Here is a 23,727-nt window from a genome sequence, read left to right on the forward strand (position 1 = left end):
TAGCCCTAGAAATCCGCCGTTTCCAGGATTTCCTTCAACCGTTTCATGAATTGGGCCGCCACGGCGCCGTCCACGACGCGGTGATCGCTGGACATCGTGATTTTCATGATGGGCCGTATATGAATGCCGCCGTCAATGGCGACCACGCGGTCCTTCATCGCGCCCACCGCCAGGATTGCGCTGTCCGGCTGATTGATAATCGCCGTGAAATCGTCCACGCCGAATGGACCCAGGTTCGAGACCGTAAACGTGTTGCCGATATAGTCGTCCGGCAAGAGTTTGCCGTTCCGGGCTTTTTCGATCAGCGCCTTGCAAGCGGATGCCAAGCCTTCGAGCGATAGATTCTGTGCTTGTTTCAATACCGGCACGATAAGACCGGCCGGTACCGCGACCGCCACGCCCAGATTGATGTCCGCCACTTCCTCGATGGCATCGCCGAGCCACTTGGCGTTCACGTTCGGGAATTCGCGCAGCGTCTTGACGGTCGCGAAGAGCACCAAATCGTTGAATGAGGCGCTGAAAGCCTTGAGCGATGCCCGGAACGCCTTGGCGGCGGCCATGTCAATCTCGACGGTAACATAATAATGCGGGGCGGCGAACTTGCTCTCGCACATCCGCTTTGCGATGATGCGCCGCATGTTCGACAGCGGCACGCGGCGTCCACCCGGCGATGGCGTGGGGGCGATGGGCGTTGCTTTCGGTTGCGATGCCGCCGCCGTCACGTCGGCTTTCATGATTTTCCCGGCAATCCCCGTGCCCTCGACGGATGCGAGATTGACGCCCATGTTGGCCGCCAGGCGGCGCGCGGCGGGTGACGCCTTGACATCAACAGCCGCAGCAAGGACATCGTCCGCCATGATACGGCCGCCCGCGCCCGTGCCGGTCACCCCGCCAAGGTCAACGCCACGCTCGGCCGCAAGAGCCTTGGCGCGCGGGGACGCCGCTTTGGGGTTGGAGGATGGGGGATGGGGTTGGGGGACGACAGGTTGCAAACGGGCTACGCCCGATGTGGGGAGGGATACCGAAGGTCCGGGTGCTCCTTTGCCCTCCATTCTCCGCCCTCCGCCCTCTTCCGGCAGTGGTTCGTCGGCTTCACCGATCAACGCGACGACCGTCAACACCGGAACCATGACATCCGGTTCGAGGAGGATTTTCCGCAATATGCCGCTTGCGGGGGATTCGCATTCGACCTCGGCCTTGTCCGTTTGTATCGAAAACAAGGGTTCGCCCGCATTGACGGGGTCGCCTTCTTTTTTGAACCACATCACGATGGATGCTTCTTCAACGCTTTGACCCATTTGGGGCATTTTTACTTCATACATGACTATTCCTCGTAAAATTACAGACCTTGGGTTGTGGGACGAAACCTGACACCTATTTGATCCAACCTTCCTGCCGGAGCCGTTCAGTGCCCGCCCGGATCAACCCGGCCAGATGCGATTCCCCGGGGATTTGGCAGACTTGGTTCAGGACCGCATCGAGACCGCCCTGAGCACGAATATCCTGCAAACGGCACGCGGCGGCATCGTGAGGAGGATCGTACAGCATCGCAGCCGCCGCTGCAAATGCCACATGGCTCGGTTCGACGCCTTGTTCCAAACACATCAACGCCGCACCAATCAAGCGGTCCTTTGGACCCAATTTCCGGATCGGATCGGCGGCCACGCGCAGAATTTGATCACCCAATGCCTTGTTTTGAAACCGTTCGATCAGATCCGTCCAATGCGCCTGCAATTCCCCAAGCGGCATGCCGTGTTTCGCGGACAGGGCCGCGCACGTTTCCGCCATCGCGGCGTCCGCTTCCGTGCGGATGGGCGGATCGGCAATTGCCTGCCAGATGTACTCGTGGCCGCGCAGGTAGCCGAGATAAGCCGTTGTTGCGTGTCCGGCATTATGCACAAAGAGTTTTCGTTCGACATAAGCCTTGAAATTGGGTCGCGGCATCATGTGCGCCAGCGGGGGGATCGGTCCGCGAAACCCATTGGCGTCCACCGGCAGGTCGCAATAGGCCTCCACGCATACCCGCAACGGGTCTTCGGCGCGTTGTTCCGGCGTCATAATGGGAACCATCCGCCCGATGGATGCCTCGACGAATCCCACCTTTTCATCGAGCGCGTCGTGAAACCGCGCATCGAGATGCGTCCGCACGTGTTCGCGCAGGAAAGGTCCGGCATCTATGAGATTTTCACACACGATGATATTGAGTGGTGGGGCGTCCGTTCGGGCGAAACGCCGCGCGATCCCCGCCGCCAGCGCGGGTGCGATGCGTGGCAGCACGTTCACCCCGACGGCCGTCGCCGCGATATCCGCCTCGGACAGCGCCTCGGCCACCGCATTCATATCCAGCGACGAAACCGCCGTCACGTTCGATATCGTCAGTTCGCGCGGATCGTCCCCAACGATTCGCAACGGATACGCCCCGCGCGCCCGAAGCCCTTCCACGACTTCGGGAACCACGTCAACGAACGTCGTCCGATACCCGGACTCAAAGAAAAGTTGTCCCAGAAATCCGCGCCCGATGTTCCCTGCGCCAAACTGCACCGCTTGTTTCACCGCATTCTCCTTGATTGGTCTCCGCATCAGGCATTATAGCGAAAAGGCTTCCATTGACCGAATGGCATTGGCCCCGATCGGTATGCGATAACAAAACATGAGAGTACCGAATGCCCGAACTTTGTTGCAGGTTGCAATTATCCGAAAAAGGTTGTTTTCCCGGTTGATCTGATTACAGAATGGTATTGAAGCATTAAATACGAAGTTCCAACAGGAGCAGTAAAAAGGGTGAGTGCGTGGGACAGGCTGTCCAGCCTGTCCGTATACGGACAGGGCGTGGCTTCGGAAAAGACAGGCTGTCCAGCCTGTCCGTCGTTGGAGACGTTGTGTCTTCGGAATAGACAGACTGGACAGTCTGTCCTACGTTTTGCACCCTAAAGATTCCCCAGGCGCGTTCAGGGCAGGTGAATACAAGCAAGAACTCGGCGCTCTCAAGAACAAAAGTGCGTCGGGAAATACTGCGAGGTCATGTCGGACACAGTGAACGCCGAACTTTTTATCCAATCTTCCGGAAGCGACGCATCACCACCGGGCCGCGACGCCGTCGCCGTGATGATGAGCGGAGGTGTGGACAGCAGCGTCGCGGCGTTGGCATTGCGCGAAGCTGGACGCGAGGTGTTCGGCATCACCATGCGCATACCCCGGCTGGCGGAGGGCGGCGGGAGACGCCCATGCTGCGGCGTGGATGCGGCCTTTGTGTGCCGCGACCTCGGCATTGCGCACTATTTCATGGAGGTGGAAGAAGCCTTTGATCGCTGGATCATCGGCCCGTTCCGGCAGGCGTATCTCAGGGGCGAGACGCCCAGCCCGTGTGTGGATTGCAACGCGCGTGTCAAGTTCGAGTGGGCATGGGACGCCATCCGCGACGCTTTCGGCGTCCAGAATCTCGCCACGGGCCACTATGCGCAAATCGTCGAACGGGACGGCGCGCATTGCCTGGTCCGGGGCGTGGACCGGTCCCGCGATCAGAGTTATTTCCTGTACGGTGTCCATCGCGAGAAGATCCCGTTCCTGCACCTGCCGATCGGCGGAATGACAAAATCGGAGGTTCGTAAAATCGCCGTCGCGCACGGATTGAGCACCTCGCGCAAGCCGGACAGCATGGAATTATGCTTTGCCAACGAGGGCGATTACCGGACCCTGTTCGCTGAAACGACCGCCCGACCCGGCCCGATTGTTGATTTGGAAGGGCATGTGCTGGGCGAGCACACCGGCCTGCACCATTACACCGTTGGCCAGCGACGCGGCCTCGGCATCGCCCATTCCGAGCCGTTGTATGTTCTTCAAATTCGGACGGATACGAACACCGTTGTCGTCGGGCCGCGCGCGGCGGCTTTCGTGTGCGAGGTGTCCGCTGAATCGCTTAATTGTTTGCAACCCTGCCGCCTCGATGCCGGCAACCGCCTTTTCGGCAAAATACGATCTGTCGGCGAACCGGAACCCTGCACAATCGTCCGTTGCGGGGGGGGCCGTCTCGATGTGCGATTCGAATCGCCCGTTTTCGCTCCCGCCGCCGGCCAGCACCTGGTTCTCTACGACGAACACTCCGCCGTGGTCGCCGGCGGGGTGATTCGCCTGTTCCCGTAACTCGGATGTTTCGCAAGAGATGTCCTGAATGCCTGAAACAGGCTTCCGTACGGGGGGCGCGATGATTTTCCGCATTTTCATCCGGCTGTGCTATGCTTGCGGTGGTTAGTTATGTCCAAGGAAGGTTGATCATGCGTCGGTTGACGATTTTATTGTTTGCAACGGTGGGAATGGTTTGGTGCGCGGCCCATGCGCAAGAGGTATCGGGGACGGCGATTGAGGAGGGCAACCATGCGGCGCTGTACGCGGCGATGGACCGGGTGCGGCCGGCACTGGTGCGGATTCAGGTCGTGTGGACGGATTACGCGGAAGGGCGCGAACTGAAATACGATACGTCGGGCAGCGGGGTGATTGTCACGCCCCAGGGGCATGTGGTGACGAATCATCATGTGGCGGGCCATGCGGCGCGCCTGTTTTGCACGTTGCTCGACAAGGAGGAAATCGAAGCGGACTTGGTGGGCACGGATCCGTTGTCGGACATTTCGGTGATCAAGCTGCGCGGGGACGCTTCCCGGACATTTCCGATGGCGGCGTTCGGGGATTCGTCGAGGGTGGCGGTGGGGGACACGGTGTTTGCGATGGGCAGTCCGCTTGCGTTATCGCAATCGGTGACACGGGGCATCGTAAGCAATGTCGAGATGATTATGCCGGAATGGCTTCGTGCCTGGGGCGAGTTCAAGGAGGACGGCGAGGATGTCGGCGCGCTGGTGAAATGGATCGGCCACGACGCAAGCATTGCGCCCGGCAATTCGGGCGGCCCGTTGGTCAATGCGGCCGGTGAGGTAATCGGCATCAACGAGATTTCGATGGGCCTGAGCGGCGCCATTCCGTCCAACCTTGTGAAGGATGTTTCGGAACAGATTATCGCCGGTGGAAAAGTGGTTCGCGCGTGGCTGGGCGTGACGGTGCAGCCCCGTCTGAAACATGCCGCGGCGGATCGCGGCGTGTTGATTTCAGGGGTTATCGAGGAATCGCCTGCGGCGCGGGCCGGCATCCGGAGCGGCGATTTGGTTGTGCGTGTGAATGGCGCGGAAACCAACGTGCGGTTTGCGGAACAGATACCGGACTTCAACCGGCTGGTGGCCGCGTTGCCGATAGGCGCCCCCGCCGAACTCGTCGTCCTGCGGGAAGGGCGGGAACTTGCATTGACGGTCACGCCGGAAGAACGCGAGCCGGCAAAACTGAAAGATCACGAAATCAAGGCATGGGGATTTGTCGCGAGCGATCTGTCCTTGGTTCAGGCGAAAGAGATGAAGCGCAAGAACCGGGACGGCGTGTTGATTCGGTCGGTGCGTCCCGGCGGGGGCGCGGGCGATGCCAAACCGGCGATTCGGGATAAGGATGTGCTGGTGGAAGTGGACGGCCAACCGGTCCGGAATGTGGCCGAATTGATCGCCATGACGGAACAAATTACGGCCGGCAAGACGGAACCAACGCCGGTATTGGCCGCGTTTGATCGAAAAACGGAACGCAATGTGACGGTGGTGCGGGTGGGCATCAAGAATCTCGAGGATCCGGGTTTGGAGGTCAAGAAGGCGTGGCTGCCGTGCGAAACGCAGGTTCTGACCCGCGACATTGCCGAACGAATTGGGCGTGGGGAATTGACGGGATTCCGTGTGACGCAGGTTTATGCGGGCGCCGAAGCGGCGGCGGCGGGATTGCAGGTGGGCGATATCATTACGTCCGTGGACGACACGCCGCTGACCGCCAGCGCGCCGGAGCACTATGAGGAATTGCCGGCGCTGATTCGCCAGTACCGCGTCGGCGACACGGCGACGCTGCGCGTGTTGCGCGGATCGGAGGAAAAGGCGATTCCAGTTGTGTTGCCGAGAGCGCCGAAACTGGTCCGCGAAATGAAGGAATGGCGCGACGAACAGTTCGAGTTATCGGTGCGGGACATCAGTTTCTTCGACAAGGCGCGCGAACAATGGAAGGACGACCAGCAGGGCGTCCTGGTGAGCGAAGTCAAGCCGGGCGGCTGGGCGGCGCTAGGGCGATTGAACGTGGGCGATCTGATCGTGGAGATGAACGGGGCCGCCGTGGCCGATGTTGAAACCTTCCGGTCGCAAATGAGGGCGATTACCGAAGAAAAACCCAAGTCGGTGGTGTTGCGCGTCGTGCGCGGTATTTACACCCTTTATATTGAAATTGAACCCAAGTGGGATGGCAACTAAACAAAGGAATGGCGCATGAAACGGCGGATTGCACGAATGGGCGGATGGATGGCGGCAGGGGCGTTTGTGGCGTTTTCAGCGGTCGCGATCGCGGGCGAATTCGAGGACAAGGGCCGTGCGATTCTGGAAAAGAACCAGAAAGCCGTGGTCACGGTGCAGATGGTCATCAAACAAAAAATTTCCGCGATGGGCATGGGATCGCAGGAAAACGAGAACAAGGAAGAAGCGACGGGATTCGTTATCGCGCCGGACGGACTGGCCGTGTTGGCGCTATCGTCCACGGACCCCGGCGGATTTCTGGACAACATGATGTCATCCATGGGCGACATCGGCGACCAATTCAAGATGGAAAGCAACCTCGGCGACGTCAAGATGCTGCTTGACGACGGCACGGAACTTCCCGCGCAGGTTGTCTTGCGAGACAAGGACCTGGATCTGGCGTTTGTGCGCCCAACGCCGCCGCCGGCGCAACCGATGACATTCGTTGACCTGTCGGCCGCCGGCGAAGCGCAGACACTTGATCCGCTAATCGCCCTGAACCGGCTCGGCAAGGTCGCCAACCGGGCCTGTTCGGCCAGTATCGAACGCATTCAGGCCGTGGTGCGCAAGCCGCGGACCTTCTACATTCCGGGCAACGATCCGACGCATTCCGGTTTGGGTTCGCCCGTTTTCACCATGGACGGCAACCTGCTGGGCGTCCTCGTCATGCGATCCATCAAGGGCGAGCGACAGGGGGCAATGGCGATGATGGGCGGAATGAGCGGCAACATGATGGCTATCGTCGTTCCGGTGGCCGACATCAAGGAGGCCGCGGCGCAAGCCCCGCTATCGCCTGAAACGGCTGCGGAGGAAAAGCAATAAGGTTGAAGGCTAAGGCAAGGAGATTTTGATCTGGAAGAACTCGCCGGAAAAACGGCCCTGATAACCGGGGCGGGAAAACGGATTGGACGCGCGGTGGCGCTGACGTTGGCGCGCGAGGGGGTGCATGTCGTTGTGCATTATCGCTCAAGCGAGACGGAGGCGCGGGAAACCGCGGCGGACGCGCGCGATCAGGGCGTCCGTGCATGGACCTTGCCGGGCGATCTGGGCAATCCGCGTACCGCATCGGATCTCTTCGGGCAGGCCGTCGCGCTGGCCGGGCCGATTGATTATCTCATCAACAGCGCATCCTCGTTTCTATCCGATCGGCTGGCCGTGGTCACTCCGGAAGCATTCTACGATGCCGTCAACCTGAACGCGCTTGCGCCTTTCCTGCTGGGCCGATGTCTGGCCGCGCAGAAACGACCGGGCGGCATTGTGAATCTGCTGGATGCGCGCATCGCGGATTATGATCGGGAGCATGCGTCGTATCATCTGAGCAAGCGTCTGTTGTTCACGCTGACCCGGATGATGGCGGTCGAATTTGCGCCGTGCGTGCGCGTAAACGGCATTGCGCCGGGGCTTATTCTTCCCCCTGAAGGCAAGGACGAATCATATCTGGCCCAACTTGCGGCGACCAATCCGCTGAATCGGTATGGATCGCCGGACGATGTGGCCGAGGCCGTTTTGTATCTTTTGCGCAGCGATTTTGTGACGGGGCAGGTGATCTTCGTTGACGGCGGACGGCATATGCGGGGAGGAATGTATGGCTGCTGATGAGTCGTTGGATCGCATTTATATCCGCGATCTATCCGTTCGTTGCATCATCGGCATTTATCCCGAGGAGCGCCGAAACAAGCAGGACGTCATCATCAATATCGTCCTGGAATCGGACTTGCGGGCCGCGTGCCGGTCGGACCGCATCGAAGACACGGTTGACTACAAGGGAATCAAGAATCGCATCATCGAAAAGGTCGAGTCGTCGTCGCGATTCCTAATCGAGCGCCTCGCGGAAGACATCGCCGAATTGTGCCTTGCAGATCCCAAAGTCGTGCGCGCGACCGTTTCGGTGGACAAACCCGGGGCGTTGCGCTTTGCGCGGAGCGTCGCCGTCGAAATTACCCGCGCGCGTCATGGCTGATCGCACGGCCTATATCGGCGTGGGCGCCAACATCAATCCCGAAATAAACATTCTATCCGCGATCAAACGATTGAGGGACCATGTCCGAATCACCGGTGTGTCAACATTCCTCCAAACGCCCCCCCTGAAACATCCTGAACAACCGCCCTATCTGAACGGCGTAATTCGCGCGCAAACCAATCTGGAAGCGCGTCCGCTCAAGTTCGACGTCCTTCGCCGCATCGAATCGGAATTGGGGCGCGTGCGCTCCGGCGACCCCTACGCGGCGCGAACGATTGATCTTGACCTTTTGTTGTTCGACGATTGGGTTGTCGCCGAAAAGGACCTTTGCATACCGGACCCCGACATTCGCGCGCGATCGTTTCTTGCTGCGGGGCTGTATGAACTGGACCCCGAACTCGCGTTGCCCGGATCCCGCGAACGCGTGGCCGATTTGCCGTGCCTCGCCATGGTGGAAAAAGGGGTTCGGGCCGATGCTTTCACGAAGGAAGTGCGACAGGCGCTTGGATTGTGACGCGGGAGAACCGGGTTTATGCCGACACATCCAAATGGCGGCCGATATCGGGATCAAGGGATGCGCTTTGAATGAGTTGGATTGCCGCCTGTCCAATGAGTTGTTGGACATCCATGCTTTTTCGGGCGGCGGCCACTTGGAAAGCGCTTTGCACGCGGGTCGTCTGAATGGCGGTATTGACGGCTCCAATGGCGATTTCCGCGAACATGCCCTCAAGCCCTCACATCCAGGCGGCGGCCCACGTCGCGGTCGGCCGGAGGCGCGGACTCACGCGGCTTGCGGGTTTGCGTGCTGCGCGTATCCTGTACGTTGCGCGCATCCTGCGTGTTGCGCACAACGGGACGCGGTTTGCTGCGCGTTGCGCGCTGGGCCTGTTGCGCCTTCTGTGCCTGAACGGCGCCGTTGCCGGGACCCACACCATTGACACCCATGGCTTTACCCTCAAATCTCATCTAATTATACCACAATTACGACGCGAAAAGACGTATAATGGATCATGGATGCAAACGCGGGCCGGACCCCGGAAAGGATCTGCAACCATGATGACGAAAGAACAAATCGGCACGCTGCGTGTGATTGCGGCGGTGCTTTGGCGTTGCCTGGTTATGGCCGCGGGGCTGTTGTTGTTCTGGTTCCTCTTGCTGGTCGCAGCGGGAGATTTTACGTACGGCCAGCATTCACGCTGGTTTTCCATGACCCGTCACGAGTTCGATCTGCTCGTCTACGGCTTCATGGGACTCTTCAAAATCGGAGCCATCACCTTTTTCCTCTTTCCGTGGCTGGCCATCCAATGGATTATCAGGAGCGCCGGGAAGAATGATGGGATGTAGAAACAAAGGAAAGATCGTCCGGTGAAACACGCCAAGCGCATGTATGGGATGAAAGGCCAAATTCTGCGTGTAATGACCGTGGCAAGGATGCCGCGCCTATGGTAGAAACGGCATCTTGCCGCTGATCCGTCGCCTCGCTCGATCAAGAGCGACATGCCCAAACGTGCAGACGGTCGCTTCCCCACACGCGGCGCCCATGCCGCCTTTCAGGCATGTTGGCGAGTCTGAATCTGATATGAGGCTCCGAAGGGCAGAGTCGAGAGCCGCAAGCCGGTGTTTGGAATTCCCCCCTCTTTTTCGGCTTCCCTGCAATGTCCAGAACAGGGTCTTTGACTTGGAGGCATGATCGCCGGCGTTGGTATCGTCCCGTCAAATATGCTGTAATGCGGACTTGCGGCAAGGAAGGCCTTGGATCATGGGCAAGAAAAAGGATAAATTGCGAGTGGCGTCTTCGTCCAAGGAGGCGTCATACCCACGGACGTCTGAATCGCGATCGGCGCCTGTGCGTTGGATTCTCGCGGCAATCCTGCTTGTGGGAGTTGTCCTGCGCGCATGGTATCTTGCCGAAATTCTGAACGCGCCGGATTTCGCCGCGCCACAGCAGGATCCCGACGTGATGGATTGGTATGCCCGCGCGTTGGTTACGGGTGACTGGACAGTCCGGGAGGGCGAGAACGATCCGGAAATGCTGACGACGCCGTATTTCCGTCCTCCGGGGCACGCCTATTACCTCGCGGCCATCTATTACTTCACGAAGTGCAGTTACCTCGCGCCGCGCATTGTCAACATGTTCCTTGGTCTTTTGAGCATCCTTCTGATGTTTCGCTTGGCCAAGCGGCTCCACGGGGAAACGGCCGGACTGATTGTCGCATTCTTCATGGCGACGTATTGGGTCTTCGTTTTCTGGGAAGGCGAACTGAACGATCCCTGTCTGTTTGTTTTCCTCGGCGCGGCGCTGATGAACGTGCTGTGGGAATGGGGGAGGGGGCTGGGCGCGCGTTGGGCCGCCTTGGCGGGGCTGATTTGCGGTTGCTATGCGCTGATGCGTCCGAACATTCTGCTTTTCGGGCCGTTCATCGCCTTTTGGATGGCATGGGTTGCATATCGTCGCGGCCAATGGCGGCGCATTCCGGCCTCATGGGCCGCGCTGTTATGTGTGACAATCGCGTGTATTGCGCCCGTGACCGTCCGCAACTATCGGGTGTCGGGCGAATTTGTGCCCATCTCCACCTATTTCGGTGAAAACTTCTTGATCGGGAATGGCGAGGACTCCGACGGCGTCACGCCATGGACGCCGTACTTACAGGACCTCGAAGGCACGGGCAACTGGTCGGTGTGGGTGTATAACAATGTGGTGAAGGGCTTGGGCAAGGAACTCGGAATCAAAAATATGACCCATTCCGGCGCCTCGTCCTATTTCGTCCGGAAGACCTTGAAATTCATCAAGGAGCATCCATGGCGCACCATCAAGCTGGCGGCCGTCAAAGCCGTTCTTTTCTGGACACCCATCGAGATCACCTGCAACAAGGTGGTCCATTATGAAAAGCGTTTTTATGCCCCGTTGAAGTATCTGCCCGGTTTCGCGATGGTCATGGCGCTGCTGGTGGTGGGGTTGATGCGATTTGCGCTCGATTGGCGCGCAAAACGGCTTATGACGGGGCTTCCCGGCGCGGAAAGCCGCGCACGGGATTTGACGATATTGATCCTGCTGTTCATGTTGACTTATTACTTGTCGTTCCTGCCGTTTTTCGTGAATGGCCGCGCGCGCGTTCCGGTGATTCCGTTTGCGTTTTTGTTTGGCGCTTACGTCCTTTGCCGTATTGGCGAATATTTCAGAAACGGCGAACGGCGAAGGGCGGCGGGTTGGACAGCGGCCCTGTGCGCGGCGTATGGATTGGCTTCCGTTCAATATATCGGCTTCGAGCCGGATTTGTCGCGGTGGCATTACCAACGCGCCGAATCGTATATGCGCCAGGGCAAGGTTGACGAGGCGATTGCCGCCGCTCGGCCGATTCTCGACCGGCCCGAAACGGCATCGTACATGCACATGCGCCTCGCGCGATTGTTCGCGAAGGCGGGCCGCAAGGACGAGGCTTTCCAGCATCTCATGGCCGCCCTCCAACGCCATCCAAACGATCCCGATGTCCGGTTGAGCGGCGCGGCGGAATTGATCAAGATTGGCCGTATCGAGGAAGGGATCGAACATTACAACGAGACGTTGCGTCTCAATCCAAACGATGCGGTCGCGCACAACAATCTGGGGGTTCTTCTCGAGGATCAGGGCAAGTTCGACGAGGCGTATGCCCATTACAGCGAGGCGGTGCGGTCCGATCCGGCGTTGCCGGTGGCCCGCAACAATCTCGGCAATCTGATGGCCCGGCTCGGACATTACGAAGAAGCGATCCGGCATTTCGCGAAGGCCGTCGAGGATGACCCGAAGCAACAGGATTATCACTATAACCTTGGTGTTCAACTGGCCAATGCCGGCTACACGGAAAAGGCCATCGAACGGTATCGGATTGCCCTTGAACTCGATCCGAACGATGCCCGTGCCCATAACAATCTCGGACTGCTGTTGGCGGAAAAGAAAGAGTATGTCGAGGCGGAAAAGCATTACCGGGAAGCGCTTCGGATTGTGCCTGATTTTGTCCTGGTGTATGCCAATTGGGGCAACATGCTTGTGGACCAGGGCCGGCTCGATGACGGTATCGCCATGTACCGGCAAGGGTTGGATATATCGCCCGAAGACGCCGGCCTACACAACGGCCTGGGTTATTTGTATGCGCAGGCGGGCAAGGATGATTTGGCGAAAAGGGAGTACGAGGAGGCGCTTCGCATAGCGCCGAACTATCCGCTTGCCCTGAATAACCTTGGCAATCTTTACAATCGTCAAAACCGGCCCGACGAGGCGATTCGGTGCTATCAACGCGCGCTGGCCATCGATCCGCGCGACCGGTTCGCCAATGCGAATCTGGGGGACGTTTACTCGAACCAGGGACGCTGGCAGGAGGCGGCCGAGGCGTATTCAAAAGCGATCGAAATCAATCCGTCGAACGCCATGGCGGCGAACGGCCTGGCCAGCGCATTGATCAAACTGGGCCGCATTGAGGAAGGCATTCGCTTCCTTGAAAAGGCGTTGTCGCTTGATCCGAAATTTGCCGCGGCCCATTACAATTACGGGGCTGTGCTGGCCGCCGCCGGCCAAACGGCGAAGGCCATCGAACATTTCAAGGCCGCACTGGCCATTGCGCCGGATTTTCAACTGGCGCGCGATATGCTCGACCGGCTTGGAGGCGGATAAAATGAAGGCCGCCCGAAAAACAAAACGTTCAGCCATTGCCCCTTCCGATCCAACGCCGATCCCTCTGGAGACGTCGGGTCCGGGGCCAATGTCCCGACGGGAATGGATGGCGCTTGGGGGGATTCTGCTGATTGGCCTTGTGCTGCGCGCGATCTACCTGGGTCTGATACTGCAATCGCCGGATTTCGATCATCCCGCACTAGACCCGCAGTTCAACGATTATTGGGCGCGTGGGATGGTAACCGGCAACTGGACACCGCCCGATGGCTATCCCGATCCGCTCATCCGCACGACGCCGCATGGGCGCCCACCCGGCTATCCATACGTTCTGGCGGCCATTTACCGTATCTTCGGCTTGAGTTACCTTGCGCCGCGGATTGTGCAGATGACGCTTGGCCTTGTGAATGTGGCGCTGATGTTTTTCCTTGCACGCAAGTTGTTCGGACGGATGGTCGCGCTGGTGGCTGCGGCTTTCATGGCCACCTACTGGATTTTCATCCATTTCGAGGGTGAATTGACCTATCCCGTGTTCGTCATTGCCATTGCGCTGATTATGATGCATGCAATCCGCTTGTGGGTCGCCCGGCCCGGCGCCGTCAGGGCGCTTGGCGTTGGACTGGCCCTCGGCGCGTTCGCGTTGTTTCGCCCGAACGTCGTGTTGTTCGGACCGCTTCTCGTTGCATGGTGCGCGTGGTTTTTATGGCCGGCAAAAGCCTGGCGCATGTGGTTCCTCTCGTCGTTGATGATGACCTTGGGCACGGTTTGCGTGATCGCGCCGCCGATTATTCGCAACTACGTCGTCGCGGGGGACTTCGTCTTTCTGTCATCTTATGGCGGCGTCAACCTGTGGGCGGGCAACAATCCCAACGCCGATTGCGTGACCCCAAAAATTCCCAATCTGAAGGAAATCGCCGGATTCGAGGACTGGACCTGCTTTCATTATCCGACGATCGTTCGTGGCGTCGGACGAATCCTGGGAAAGGAAAACATCAAATTTTCGGAGGCATCGCGCTATTTCTACGACCAAGCCGTGGATTTTATCGTCCATCATCCCCTCAAAACCCTGCAATTGACCTTGAAGCGTGCCCTGATTTTCTGGGGGCCGACAGAGACCACAAACGATCGGGTGCTTCATTGGGAAAAACGTCATTCGCCGTTGTTGCGGTGGATGCCGGGCTTTCCGGCGGTTATGGCGGTGTTTGTGCTCGGCACGGCGGCATCCATCCAGGCATGGAAAGCAAATCGGAAAGGGATTTCGCGCGATCGTTTTGCGCTTCATATCCTCATCTTTCTTTTTATCTTGGCCTATTTTGCGTCGGTCATGCCCTATTTCGTGGCGGGACGTTACCGTATTCCGGTTATACCGTTCCTGCTGCTGATGGGCGCATTCGGCATGGCGCACGTAGCCCGGATGCTTGGGGCGCGCCAATACCGCCGGGCGGGAATTTGGATTGCGGCCGGTGCGGCCGTATGGGGCGTGGACAGTATCCAATTCTATTCATACGAGCCGGATCGCGCCATTTGGTATCACCAGCGTGCGATTGCTTACGAACAGAAAGGTGAAATCGAGCGTGCCCTCGAAACAAACGCGGAGGAACTGGCCGTCAATCCGAAATACGCGGACGGCCACGTGACGCGCGGACGCCTGCTGGTCAAGTTGGGCCGCGTCGAGGAGGGAATCGCGGAATACCGCGAAGCCTTGCGCCTCAAGCCGGAAAACGACATTGCATGGAACAATCTCGGCTATGAACTCGCCCGGCAAGGACAGCACGAGGAGGCGTTGCATTGTTACGAAACGGCTTTGCGCATCAATCCGCGATTGCCCATTGCGCGCAACAATCTTGGCAATTTGTTGATCGAACAGGGAAGGCCCGGCGAGGCGATTGCGCATTTTCAGGAGGCGCTGAATGCCGATCCGATGGACAAAAATGCTGATTATAATTGGGGGAACGCCCTGTTTGCCCTGAAGCGATATGAAGAGGCCGTCACGCATTACCGGAAGGCCTTGGAACGCGCGCCAAACAACGCGGACATACCGAACAACATGGGGCTGGCCTTGTCGCAACTGGGGCTTTCCGATGAGGCTATCGAGGCGTACCGGACCGCGTTGCGCATCAATCCGGATTATGCCAACGCACACAACAATCTCGGATACGAGTATTTTTTGAAAAACGATTTTGCCGCGGCGCGCAAGGAATACGAGGAAGCGCTGCGCCTCAATCCGGTCTTCGCCCTCGCGCGCAACAATTTCGGGCGGCTGTTGGAGCGCCAGGGTGACAAGCAGGGCGCCATGGATCAATACAAGCGTGCCCTTGACGCCGATCCAAAGGACAAAAACGCCCACCTGAACATGGGGGATCTGCTGCGGGACGAGGGACGTTTCAGCGAGGCCGTCGAAGAGTATCGCGAAGCGCTCGAAAACGACCCGCACAACGCCGATATCCCGAACAATCTCGCGTTTGCCCTCGTGCGCATGGGGCGGATCGAGGAAGGGGTGCGGTTCTTTCAAAAGGCGATTGAAATCAACCCGCGATATGTAAACGCCTATTGCAATCTGGGCACGATTTTAACCGAGGCCGGCCAATTCGACGAGGCCATTCGGCTGTTTCGCCAGGCGCTCGCAATCAATCCGTTGTGCGAGCCCGCTAAGGCCGGTCTTGAACGCGCAGGCGCCGCCAAGGCGCGAACAGGATCACCGTAGTTTTCCGGTGCGATGCGGAATATTATTTGGGGAAGATGCTTGGACGGACAGAGGGCCGATACGATAACGGATCAAGGGTGAGTTTGCCCCGAAGATGTCGTCGTATCCGGTCAAGATGGCGCATCAAGAACTCTCCAAGGATTTGACCACTTCGGGCCTACTGTCCGGTTTTCGTATTTTTCGCAAAACCCCGTGAAGCGCGGCGAAAATGGCGGCGGCATGGACGGCCGCAATCCCGCCAAAGACGGCCGTCTGTGCGTAAAGCGAGATTTGCGTGTGGGTTGCGAGGATCATGGGAATGATGGCGGCGGCGGACGCGCAGGCGCCCATCAAAATGCCCGTGCCACACAGTGCGGCATGTTCCACGAGCAGGACGTGAAAAATGACAGGGGAATCGTATCCAAGGGCGTGCAACAAAGCGATCTCGGATTGGCGTTCGTGCAGGTTGCGCAATGCGACGATTCCCGCACCGGCGCCACCCAGCATCAGGCCGAGTCCGCCCAACACCAGAAACAGTGCAAGATAGGCGGTTTCTACGCCATAGAACATTTCCAGGCGATCCAGGGTCCTCGTGGCCTGCATGCCGATCCGACTATATTCGCGGTTGAGCCGCAATACCGTTTCGTGGACCTTTTCCGGAGGCGTTTCGATGAGAAAGGCGCGGTGTCCGCTTTCGGACGGAAAGAGACGCGTAAAATCGGATTCGGAAAGAATCAGGGCGCCCTGAAAAACGGAAAGCCGCATGGGCAGGCTTTCGACAAGTTTCAGGGTCACCTCTTGCCCCGATTCATCCGTTATAGTCAGATTTTCGCCGTCTTCCAGACCGGTTTTTTTATTCAAACCCCACAAAGCGGTGTTTGTATCGCCTACAATTACGGGTATTTGTCCATCTTGTAATGGATGAAGTAGCGTCTCCCATGTTTTTTTGTCCGCGAACGCATCGAGGGCCCCCAAGACCTCGGCATTCACGCCAAACAGGCGTGGACTTTGCGCCCGGTTGAGATTGAGGCATCCGGCGTCGTCGCCCTCCCGAACACGCAGCGGGATCACCTGTCCAATGTAGCCTTTCAAGAATGCTCGTCCTCCATCCATGACGGGCATGCTGGTTTCGGCATAGATGGGGAAGCCGCCGGTGCCGGAATCGCGGCGTTCCGCATGCAAGGCGAGGTTTTCGCGCATGGCCGAAACCGACAACACCAGGAAGCAACCGCAGGCGATTGCCGCGGCAACCCCAAGGCTCCGGCTGCGTCGTCGTGCGAGATTGGCGAGGGCCAACTTCCATAAAGTGGGATTTCTAAAGGTGTTGCGATGTCCAAGATATCCAAGAAACCACGCATGGCCTCCGAGGCCGGCCATCAGAAGAAGAAATCCGCTTCCCAGAAATGCCACGGGCAGGTCTTTTATTGCGCCGGACAAGGCGGCGGCACCCAGGGCCGCCGCACCGGCCAAGCATAACACCATGAAAAAGGGCTGTCCATGCCTCTGTTTTCGGGATGCCGCCGGCGGGATGGCCGTGTAATCCCTTGAAAGCAGTTCGCGGGCAGGATGTTTTGCCGCCCGGCTCACACCGAACCAGAGGATGATCAGCGTGCATCCCAGCACGACGAGGGCCGATTCGACCAGGGTGCCGGCCCGGGCATGAAAACGGATGGAGGTCTCGGCCATGGAATCCGGCCAAAGCCGCACAAGAAGGACAAGCAGCCCCATACCATAAAGCGCGCCGAGGACCGCGCCGAGGACCGCGCCAAACAGGGCCGACGGAGAGGCTTCGGCCATGAACAAGGCGCGGATGCGTCGTGCGGAATATCCCACGGCCATCAGCGTGCCCATTTCCCCGGCGCGCTGTTGCAAACCAAAAGAGTAAAGCAATCCCAGCAGGATTAGCGCGGAACCGATGAGAAAAGCGCTCATGGCCGCCATGAGGCCGCCGAAATCCATGGCCTGATTTACCCCGTCGAGTGCGCGTTGCCGTACGGCGGCGAATGCCAGCCCGATTTTTTTTTCATCAATGCGCGCGCGCAGCGTGCGTTCCAGTTCTTTTTCGTCCCCGGCGGCGGCGGGAAAGCGAACGGCCATCACGGAACCGAATCGTGTCCCCCACAGTTCCTTCCCGGTATCGAAAGGGATCAGCAATTTGGGGGTTTGTCCATAGGTATTCCAATACGCCTCGTTTGCGGCGTCGTCGAGACGTTCCGCGTCAAGCGGCATGCCGATATCCCAATCCCGGCAATTTTCGACATCGGATAGCCCCGGAAATCGCGGCGCCAGTTCCCGTTCAATGGCGAAATCGTCCATGGACGCCACCTTGGACACATGGAACGATCGGCGTTTTTCGACAAAGGCATTGTCGGGCTGAAACTGCATGTAGGCAACTTCGATACGGTCGCCCGCCGCCGCGCCGATTGTTTCCGCCAGCCATGAGTTGATAATCGCGGCGTCTCCGGGCAAATCGGGCGGAACGCCTCCTGCCGCCACGAACGAGTAAGGAGTCGTGCGGCCATCCTTGGAGATGGAATTCGCCAAATAGGTCAATGACGGCCGCGTCCCCGGAACGTCGAGGGCGGCGCGGACGATTTCGTCTTCAATGAAAATGCGCGACGATTCGAGCTGAACCAAACCCGAAGGGTGTCGGCGGAACGCGAGACCGATATGCTCCAAGGTCCACGCGCGTTCGAGCGCGGCATCGATCGCTTCGGCATCCGCCCCATCGTCCGCCAGCAGCAGATTCGCGCGCCCGGCGAGATCCATCTGGTCCTGCAGCCATGTGCGATCCAGAAAGACATTGCAGGGAGTCGCCTGATTGATCGCAAGGCTGAACCGGCCCAGCTGGCGATCGGTCAATACGGCTTTGAGGGTGACAAGCAGCGCGATCGAGGCATCGCGTTCGTTGCCGGCCAGCGGTGCATCCCGCGGCATGAGTCCAGGTTTTGGGATGCGCAGCGCGATGTCGTCGCCGACAGCAACGCCCAGCAGACGTGCGGCCGCCTCGTTCATGGCGGCTTCCTGTGGTCCCAGCGCGCCGAATGCTGGCGTTTCCTCGGCAAAGCGCCAGAATTCGGAACCTACGCCTATCATGTTGGCTTGGTTGATTTGATTCGGCGGCACATTCGATCCGGCGGGAATCGCGGCGATTCCCCGCAGGGCCAGGACCGCCGCCGCATGAATCCGCCCTTCCTCCCGATGAATGGCTTCCGGCAGATCCTGCGAAAAAAAACGATGCCCCCAATCTATGGCATAGGTCACGCGCCCGAGCCGTGCCACGGCAATGCCGCGCAGCGTCCCGTCAACGGAATCGCCCACGAGGAGCGCGCCCGACAGCGCCGCGCAGGCAATCAGCGTACCGGCCGCGACGGATGCGTGCATCCGGCGGTGATGGGCAAGGCCGCGCAGGATAAGCGAAAAAAAAGTCATGCGTCAACCCTGCGGGACCAGCCGCCCGTCTTTCAGTTCGAGAACGCGCCGGAACCGTTCGGCGATGGGCATGGCATGCGTCACGATAACGATCGCCATCCGTTCCGTCCGCTGCATTTCAAGCATCAGATCGGCCATGTCGCGCGCCGCTTCCTCGTTGAGGGATCCCGTTGGCTCGTCGGCCAGCAGGAGGGCCGGACGATTGATCAGGGCGCGCACGAATGCAACCCGCTGCCTTTCGCCTCCTGAAAGTTGTTCCGGTCGCGCATCCATTCGGTGCGCCAAACCGACCCGTTCGAGCAGCGTTTCGGCGCGTTCGCGCGCGTTTCTTGCGTCTTTATGCACGAGGGCGGGCACAATCGCGTTTTCAAGCGCCGTGCATTGCGGCAGGAGGTGGTGGGCCTGAAAAACGAAACCCACGTCCCGGTTTCGGAATTGCGCGGACTCCATCGGCGTGAGCGACAGGAGGCTTCGTCCCCGAAACAACACTTGGCCGGAAGTCGGCGCGTCGAGCGCCCCCATCAGGTTGAGCAGCGTGCTCTTGCCGCATCCGGACGGTCCGGTTATGGCGGCGCACTCGCCGGCATAAAGCGTGAAATCCACGCCTTTCAAGACGGGAAGCGGTCCCGGACCAGCCGGATAGGCCTTGTGCACGTCACGCAATTCGATAAGCGGTCCGTTTTCCGTCATCTGTTTTCGTTTCCTTCGCCTTTTTTCCGCACCGGGCGCCACCAAGTGTACACGCGCACGGGCCGCACAATCCGGAATCCCAGCCCTTCATACAAGGCGCGCGCGGGATTGTCGAGCGTGACCCCAAGCGCGGCATGCCGCATGCCCGCCCGCCAGAACGCGTGCATCAAATCGCGCACCAGCATTGTTCCAATCCCTTGGCGCCGACAGTCGCGCCGGACGGCAACCTGAAGCACGAAACCATGTCCGGGAGCGACCTCGCAGCCGGCGGTCACGCCGGAAACGGTTCTGGCGCCGGCTGATCGTTCATCCTTCCGGACCACGCGCAAATAACCGCTCCGGAAGAAACCGTAATCCTCCGCGACCACCCGGCGCAGAAAATCGGTTGCCAAGGCCGGGCGTCGCACCTCGACGTGCAGCCGTTGTTCCGGATGGTCTTCGTAGGCATCCACGATGGTCCGGGCGATCTCGGTGAAAGAATCCGGTCCCGCCTCGAGCGTCTTTGGCGCATGGCGACTCCAATCGGCGTCACGCAAGGCAGCCATCATAATCGCGCGATCCGTGCCGGTGAATCCCTGCGGCAAAAAAACACCGTCCAGATCGAATGAACCGAACGCAATACCTTCGTAAACGATTCCGCCAACCTCGCGAGCCCGAAGCGTGCGCACGCTTTCCCGAATCAACCGGCGTTCGATATGACGTCCGGTGTAACGGCCCAACACATGAAGAAACGAGATATAACCGGTGCGATGACGCACATGGGACATAAGCATGCCCGCGGCCTTGACGCCGTCCGTGACCGCGATAACATCCACGCCGTTGTGGGCAATGGCCGAACCGAGGATTTTCGGCCCGGTCACGCGATAATACGCGGCGGATTCCGGACCATATAGACCGGAAATTCCGTCCGCGATTTCCTCCACAAACTCGTCCGTATTCGACGGGAGACGTCTCAGTCGTTCCAGATGGAACATGGCGCCACTCCACACGTCCAATCGGTTCCTAGGCTATCGCAGCCCGTCACCCGAATGCGAATCCGCCCAACCGCCGCGGAACCATGAGGCCAAGCAGGCCGTTTCACCTGGTTTCGGGCGGCCCTGAAACGCATGCCACGGTCTCTCGGCGTCTGCGTTACAAGACGCCCACTTCCTTGAGGCCGCTGATACCGGTGCGTACTTCCCCGGCGGACCGGTGCAGGGCGGCCAACTCGTCTTCGGAGAGTTCCAACTCGACGATTTCCTCGACGCCGTTCTTGCCGAGGCGAACCGGCACGCCGATATAGAGGTCTTCGAGGCCATATTGGCCGGTCAGATACGCCGCGCAGGGTAGGAGTTGCCGCTCGTCGCGGACGATGCTCTGCACCATGCGCGCGGCGCTGGCGCCCGGCGCGTAATAGGCGCTGCCGGTCTTGAGCAGGGCCACAATCTCGCCCCCGCCGGTGCGGGTGCGCTTGACAAGCGCCTCGACGCGGTCCGGCGGCAGCAGGCGCGTGATGGGAATACCGGAAACCGTCGTGTATTGCGGCAGCGGCACCATGTCGTCACCATGCGAACCGAGCACCATCGTGTCCACGTTTTTCGCGCTGACGCCCAGTTCCATCGCCACGAACGCGCGCAGGCGCGCGCTGTCGAGGCAGCCGGCCATGCCGAGCACCCGTTCCGGAGGAAAACCGAGTTTGCGCAACGCGACGTACGTCATCACGTCGAGCGGATTCGTTACGATGATGACGACGCTTTCCGGCGCGCACCGCGCAATGTGGCCGCATACATCCGTGATGATGGCGCCGTTTTTCGCGAGCAAATCGAGGCGCGTCATGCCGGGTTTTCGCGCAAGACCCGCCGTTACAACCACCACGTCCGCGCCTTCCACGGCGCCGAAATCGTTGCTGCCCGTCACAACGGCGTCATAGCCGCGAATGGGACCCGCCTGCGTCAAATCCAGCGCCTTGCCCTGCGGCAGGCCTTCCACCACGTCCACGAGGACGATGTCCCCCAATTCCATCTCCGCGCAATACTGCGCCACCGACGCGCCGACGTTCCCCGCGCCCACACACGCAATTTTGAACCGTTTTCCTGCTGCCTTGGCCATGTCGAACCCTTTCTTTGTCTGTTTCGACCGCACGGGCGCAAGTGTACCATTCCGCCGGTTCCAAATTCCCATCGTCGTTCAGTCATCAGGCACACGACAAAGGAGGGTGATATTCAAGGGAATTTCCCAAACGCGACATGAGCCTGCCGCGGAATGTACAATTCCTTCCCGTGAACCAATCGGAGCGAATTGGCCATGACGATGCGGGAACGGATGCTGGCGCTGGCGCAGGGCCGGCCTCACGATCGCGTCCCGTTTGTGCAATACAGCGGACTCGCCGCGCCGAACGAGGCGATATGGTCCGTCATCGGGCGCGGGAACATGGGTCTGCTCGTGTGGACGTGCGTTCATGCCCTCGACACGCCCAACTGCCGTTTCGTGCGCGAGGACATTGTCCGCGACGGGCGGCCCGGCTTTCGCAATACGCTGATTACGCCCGAAGGCCGTCTTTACGAAGAGCGGTTGATCGAACCGGCATACGGCACATCCGCGGCGGCGTGCCACTACGTCAAGGAGCCGGACGACTACCGGATCCTCATGGCGTATTTTCGCGACATGCGTGTCCGGCTTGATTGCGAAGGTCTTTATCGCGTCGTTCGCGACCTCGGCGACGACGGCTTGCCGCATGTGTCGGTGGCCCGAACGCCTTACCAGCAGTTATGGGTGCAATGGGTCTGCCTTGCGGATCTGGGCATCCATCTGGCGGAATGGCCGGATTTGATGCAGGAAGTGGTTTCTGAAATCGAGCGCGTTCAGCACGGGATATTCCGCGTCGTTTGCGAAGCGGTTCGTTCAGGCGCGCCCGTACCTTACGTTGTTTTTCCCGACAACATTACGGCGCCCGCCATTGGCGACACGTATTTCCGCCGCTATTGCGTCCGCGCCTACGACGAATTGGCCGGCTTGCTCGCGGAAACCGGACGCGACGTGCCGCTGTTCGTTCATGCGGACGGCGATCTGAAGGCGTTATGGCGGGCGATTGCCGAGTCGCCTTTGCGCGGCCTCGATTCGATGTCGCCGCCGCCGGACAACGACACAAGCGTCGCGGAGGCCGTGGCGCAGTGGCCGGAGATGCGGTTGTGCGTCAATTTCCCGTCATCGGTCCATCTCGCGGGACCGGACGCCATCCGTCTTTGCACGGAGAAACTGCTCGAAGAGGGCGGCCGCACGGGGCGCCTGCAAATTCAGATATCGGAAAATGTGCCGGCGGACGTCTGGCGCGTGAGTTTTCCGGCGATTGCGAGTACAATTGCTGCGTTCGGCGCAAAGGGAATGCGGGCGGCAAGGAACACATGAATGCTATAATGGGTTTGCACGAAGGACAAAAGGATCTTTGCCCATGATCTTTCACGTAAAAATCGAACAAGCGGAAGACGGATGGCTGGTCGTGGAATGTCCGGCGCTGCCGGGCTGCGTTTCACAGGGCCGAACGGAAGAAGAGGCCTTGGCCAATATTCGAGAAGCAATCACGGCGTGGCTCTGGGCGGAAGATCAAAAAGCCGCCGCCGCGCTTTCCGTGAACTCGTCGGGGCCGCCCCGGATGGTGGCCGTGTAACGAATGGGGCGCTTGAACAATATATCCGGTTCCCAGGCCGCGAAGGCTTTTCAGCGCGCTGGATGGAATGTGGTTGGCCAAGTGGGGAGTCATCTCGTCATGACCAAGCCGGGTGTGCGCGTGAATCTGTCAATTCCACAACACAAGGAACTTTCCGTCGGAACGCTCCGCGCCCTGATTGCCCATGCGGGTATTGGCGTGGAAGAGTTCCTTGAACAGCTCTGAGGGATGACGCCCGGGCGTCTGGCGCGTGAGTTTTCCGGTGATTGCGAGTACAATTGCCGCGTTCGGCGCGCCGCCGTATTGACCCATGGAGAATACAAG

General features: G+C 59.6%; 20 protein-coding genes. 12 read left to right on the forward strand and 8 right to left on the reverse strand.

Annotated elements, in window-relative coordinates:
* Positions 1–5 precede the first annotated feature (5 nt).
* A complete protein-coding gene (locus tag P5540_03605; protein ID HRT63887.1) occupies positions 6–1,322 on the reverse strand; it encodes a dihydrolipoamide acetyltransferase family protein in 1,317 nt (438 codons plus the stop codon).
* A gap of 52 nt (positions 1,323–1,374) precedes the next feature.
* A complete protein-coding gene (locus P5540_03610) occupies positions 1,375–2,553 on the reverse strand; it encodes a mannitol-1-phosphate 5-dehydrogenase (protein HRT63888.1) in 1,179 nt (392 codons plus the stop codon).
* A 468-nt stretch (positions 2,554–3,021) separates the two neighbouring features.
* On the opposite strand from P5540_03610, the gene mnmA reads away from it, so the two are divergent.
* The 6 genes from mnmA (at position 3,022) to folK (ending at position 8,827) form a co-directional block, all read left to right on the forward strand.
* Positions 3,022–4,140, forward strand: coding sequence for a tRNA 2-thiouridine(34) synthase MnmA (gene mnmA / locus P5540_03615; protein HRT63889.1), 1,119 nt, complete (start codon positions 3,022–3,024; stop codon positions 4,138–4,140).
* 131 nt (positions 4,141–4,271) lie between these two features.
* Positions 4,272–6,314, forward strand: a complete 2,043-nt coding sequence (locus P5540_03620) for a PDZ domain-containing protein (GenBank protein HRT63890.1) — start codon at positions 4,272–4,274, stop codon at positions 6,312–6,314.
* Between the two features lie 15 nt (positions 6,315–6,329).
* Positions 6,330–7,175: a serine protease gene (locus P5540_03625; GenBank protein HRT63891.1), complete on the forward strand. Its 846-nt coding sequence runs from the start codon at positions 6,330–6,332 to the stop codon at positions 7,173–7,175.
* Between the two features lie 60 nt (positions 7,176–7,235).
* Positions 7,236–7,949 (forward strand): SDR family oxidoreductase, encoded by a 714-nt coding sequence (locus P5540_03630; protein HRT63892.1) that lies wholly within the window; start codon positions 7,236–7,238, stop codon positions 7,947–7,949.
* Entirely contained in the window at positions 7,939–8,313 is a 375-nt protein-coding gene (folB, locus tag P5540_03635) for a dihydroneopterin aldolase (protein ID HRT63893.1), read from the forward strand. The genes P5540_03630 and folB overlap by 11 nt, the downstream gene beginning before the upstream one ends.
* Complete coding sequence (gene folK / locus P5540_03640; protein ID HRT63894.1) at positions 8,306–8,827, forward strand: 2-amino-4-hydroxy-6-hydroxymethyldihydropteridine diphosphokinase; 522 nt, start codon at positions 8,306–8,308, stop codon at positions 8,825–8,827. Before folB ends, folK begins: the two co-directional genes overlap by 8 nt.
* 16 nt (positions 8,828–8,843) lie before the next feature.
* On the opposite strand, the gene P5540_03645 is transcribed toward folK, so the two are convergent.
* Both P5540_03645 and P5540_03650 read right to left on the reverse strand, forming a co-directional pair.
* Entirely contained in the window at positions 8,844–9,035 is a 192-nt protein-coding gene (locus P5540_03645; protein ID HRT63895.1) for a YjfB family protein, read from the reverse strand.
* A 4-nt stretch (positions 9,036–9,039) separates the two neighbouring features.
* Positions 9,040–9,258, reverse strand: a complete 219-nt coding sequence (locus P5540_03650; protein ID HRT63896.1) for a hypothetical protein — start codon at positions 9,256–9,258, stop codon at positions 9,040–9,042.
* 108 nt (positions 9,259–9,366) lie between these two features.
* Between P5540_03650 and P5540_03655 the strand changes: the two genes are divergently transcribed.
* The 3 genes from P5540_03655 to P5540_03665 all read left to right on the forward strand — a co-directional run bounded on the left by P5540_03655 (position 9,367) and on the right by P5540_03665 (position 15,659).
* A complete protein-coding gene (locus P5540_03655) occupies positions 9,367–9,657 on the forward strand; it encodes a hypothetical protein (GenBank protein ID HRT63897.1) in 291 nt (96 codons plus the stop codon).
* 415 nt (positions 9,658–10,072) lie between these two features.
* Positions 10,073–12,958, forward strand: coding sequence for a tetratricopeptide repeat protein (locus P5540_03660; protein ID HRT63898.1), 2,886 nt, complete (start codon positions 10,073–10,075; stop codon positions 12,956–12,958).
* Positions 12,959–13,064: 106 nt separating this feature from the next.
* On the forward strand, positions 13,065–15,659 hold the full coding sequence (locus P5540_03665; GenBank protein ID HRT63899.1) for a tetratricopeptide repeat protein: 2,595 nt from the start codon (positions 13,065–13,067) through the stop codon (positions 15,657–15,659).
* A 123-nt stretch (positions 15,660–15,782) separates the two neighbouring features.
* Here P5540_03665 and P5540_03670 read toward each other — a convergent pair whose 3' ends face one another.
* The 4 genes from P5540_03670 to mdh form a co-directional block, all read right to left on the reverse strand.
* Positions 15,783–19,070, reverse strand: a complete 3,288-nt coding sequence (locus tag P5540_03670; protein ID HRT63900.1) for an ABC transporter permease — start codon at positions 19,068–19,070, stop codon at positions 15,783–15,785.
* A 3-nt stretch (positions 19,071–19,073) separates the two neighbouring features.
* On the reverse strand, positions 19,074–19,760 hold the full coding sequence (locus P5540_03675) for an ABC transporter ATP-binding protein (protein ID HRT63901.1): 687 nt from the start codon (positions 19,758–19,760) through the stop codon (positions 19,074–19,076).
* Positions 19,757–20,734, reverse strand: a complete 978-nt coding sequence (locus tag P5540_03680; GenBank protein HRT63902.1) for a GNAT family N-acetyltransferase — start codon at positions 20,732–20,734, stop codon at positions 19,757–19,759. The genes P5540_03675 and P5540_03680 overlap by 4 nt, the downstream gene beginning before the upstream one ends.
* A gap of 157 nt (positions 20,735–20,891) precedes the next feature.
* A complete protein-coding gene (gene mdh, locus P5540_03685; GenBank protein HRT63903.1) occupies positions 20,892–21,848 on the reverse strand; it encodes a malate dehydrogenase in 957 nt (318 codons plus the stop codon).
* Positions 21,849–22,043: 195 nt separating this feature from the next.
* On the opposite strand from mdh, the gene P5540_03690 reads away from it, so the two are divergent.
* Genes P5540_03690 through P5540_03700 form a run of 3 tightly spaced genes read left to right on the forward strand, consistent with a single transcriptional unit; the run spans position 22,044 to position 23,628 of the window.
* Positions 22,044–23,144 (forward strand): hypothetical protein, encoded by a 1,101-nt coding sequence (locus tag P5540_03690; protein ID HRT63904.1) that lies wholly within the window; start codon positions 22,044–22,046, stop codon positions 23,142–23,144.
* Positions 23,145–23,187: 43 nt separating this feature from the next.
* A complete protein-coding gene (locus tag P5540_03695; GenBank protein ID HRT63905.1) occupies positions 23,188–23,403 on the forward strand; it encodes a type II toxin-antitoxin system HicB family antitoxin in 216 nt (71 codons plus the stop codon).
* Positions 23,404–23,406: 3 nt separating this feature from the next.
* Positions 23,407–23,628: a type II toxin-antitoxin system HicA family toxin gene (locus tag P5540_03700; protein HRT63906.1), complete on the forward strand. Its 222-nt coding sequence runs from the start codon at positions 23,407–23,409 to the stop codon at positions 23,626–23,628.
* Positions 23,629–23,727: the final 99 nt, after the last annotated feature.

This window comes from Candidatus Hydrogenedentota bacterium, from assembly GCA_035450225.1.
GTDB lineage: Bacteria > Hydrogenedentota > Hydrogenedentia > Hydrogenedentales > SLHB01 > DSVR01.

What these genes read in the sequence shown, in the direction of transcription:
- P5540_03605 (HRT63887.1), bottom strand. Translation starts at nt 1,322, where the DNA reads ATGTATGAAGTAAAAATGCCCCAAATGGGTCAAAGCGTTGAAGAAGCA.
- mnmA (HRT63889.1), top strand. Translation starts at nt 3,022, where the DNA reads ATGTCGGACACAGTGAACGCCGAACTTTTTATCCAATCTTCCGGAAGC.
- P5540_03620 (HRT63890.1), top strand. Translation starts at nt 4,272, where the DNA reads ATGCGTCGGTTGACGATTTTATTGTTTGCAACGGTGGGAATGGTTTGG.
- P5540_03625 (HRT63891.1), top strand. Translation starts at nt 6,330, where the DNA reads ATGAAACGGCGGATTGCACGAATGGGCGGATGGATGGCGGCAGGGGCG.
- folB (HRT63893.1), top strand. Translation starts at nt 7,939, where the DNA reads ATGGCTGCTGATGAGTCGTTGGATCGCATTTATATCCGCGATCTATCC.
- folK (HRT63894.1), top strand. Translation starts at nt 8,306, where the DNA reads ATGGCTGATCGCACGGCCTATATCGGCGTGGGCGCCAACATCAATCCC.
- P5540_03645 (HRT63895.1), bottom strand. Translation starts at nt 9,035, where the DNA reads ATGTTCGCGGAAATCGCCATTGGAGCCGTCAATACCGCCATTCAGACG.
- P5540_03650 (HRT63896.1), bottom strand. Translation starts at nt 9,258, where the DNA reads ATGGGTGTCAATGGTGTGGGTCCCGGCAACGGCGCCGTTCAGGCACAG.
- P5540_03655 (HRT63897.1), top strand. Translation starts at nt 9,367, where the DNA reads ATGATGACGAAAGAACAAATCGGCACGCTGCGTGTGATTGCGGCGGTG.
- P5540_03660 (HRT63898.1), top strand. Translation starts at nt 10,073, where the DNA reads ATGGGCAAGAAAAAGGATAAATTGCGAGTGGCGTCTTCGTCCAAGGAG.
- P5540_03665 (HRT63899.1), top strand. Translation starts at nt 13,065, where the DNA reads ATGGCGCTTGGGGGGATTCTGCTGATTGGCCTTGTGCTGCGCGCGATC.
- P5540_03670 (HRT63900.1), bottom strand. Translation starts at nt 19,070, where the DNA reads ATGACTTTTTTTTCGCTTATCCTGCGCGGCCTTGCCCATCACCGCCGG.
- P5540_03675 (HRT63901.1), bottom strand. Translation starts at nt 19,760, where the DNA reads ATGACGGAAAACGGACCGCTTATCGAATTGCGTGACGTGCACAAGGCC.
- P5540_03680 (HRT63902.1), bottom strand. Translation starts at nt 20,734, where the DNA reads ATGTTCCATCTGGAACGACTGAGACGTCTCCCGTCGAATACGGACGAG.
- mdh (HRT63903.1), bottom strand. Translation starts at nt 21,848, where the DNA reads ATGGCCAAGGCAGCAGGAAAACGGTTCAAAATTGCGTGTGTGGGCGCG.
- P5540_03690 (HRT63904.1), top strand. Translation starts at nt 22,044, where the DNA reads ATGACGATGCGGGAACGGATGCTGGCGCTGGCGCAGGGCCGGCCTCAC.
- P5540_03695 (HRT63905.1), top strand. Translation starts at nt 23,188, where the DNA reads ATGATCTTTCACGTAAAAATCGAACAAGCGGAAGACGGATGGCTGGTC.
- P5540_03700 (HRT63906.1), top strand. Translation starts at nt 23,407, where the DNA reads ATGGGGCGCTTGAACAATATATCCGGTTCCCAGGCCGCGAAGGCTTTT.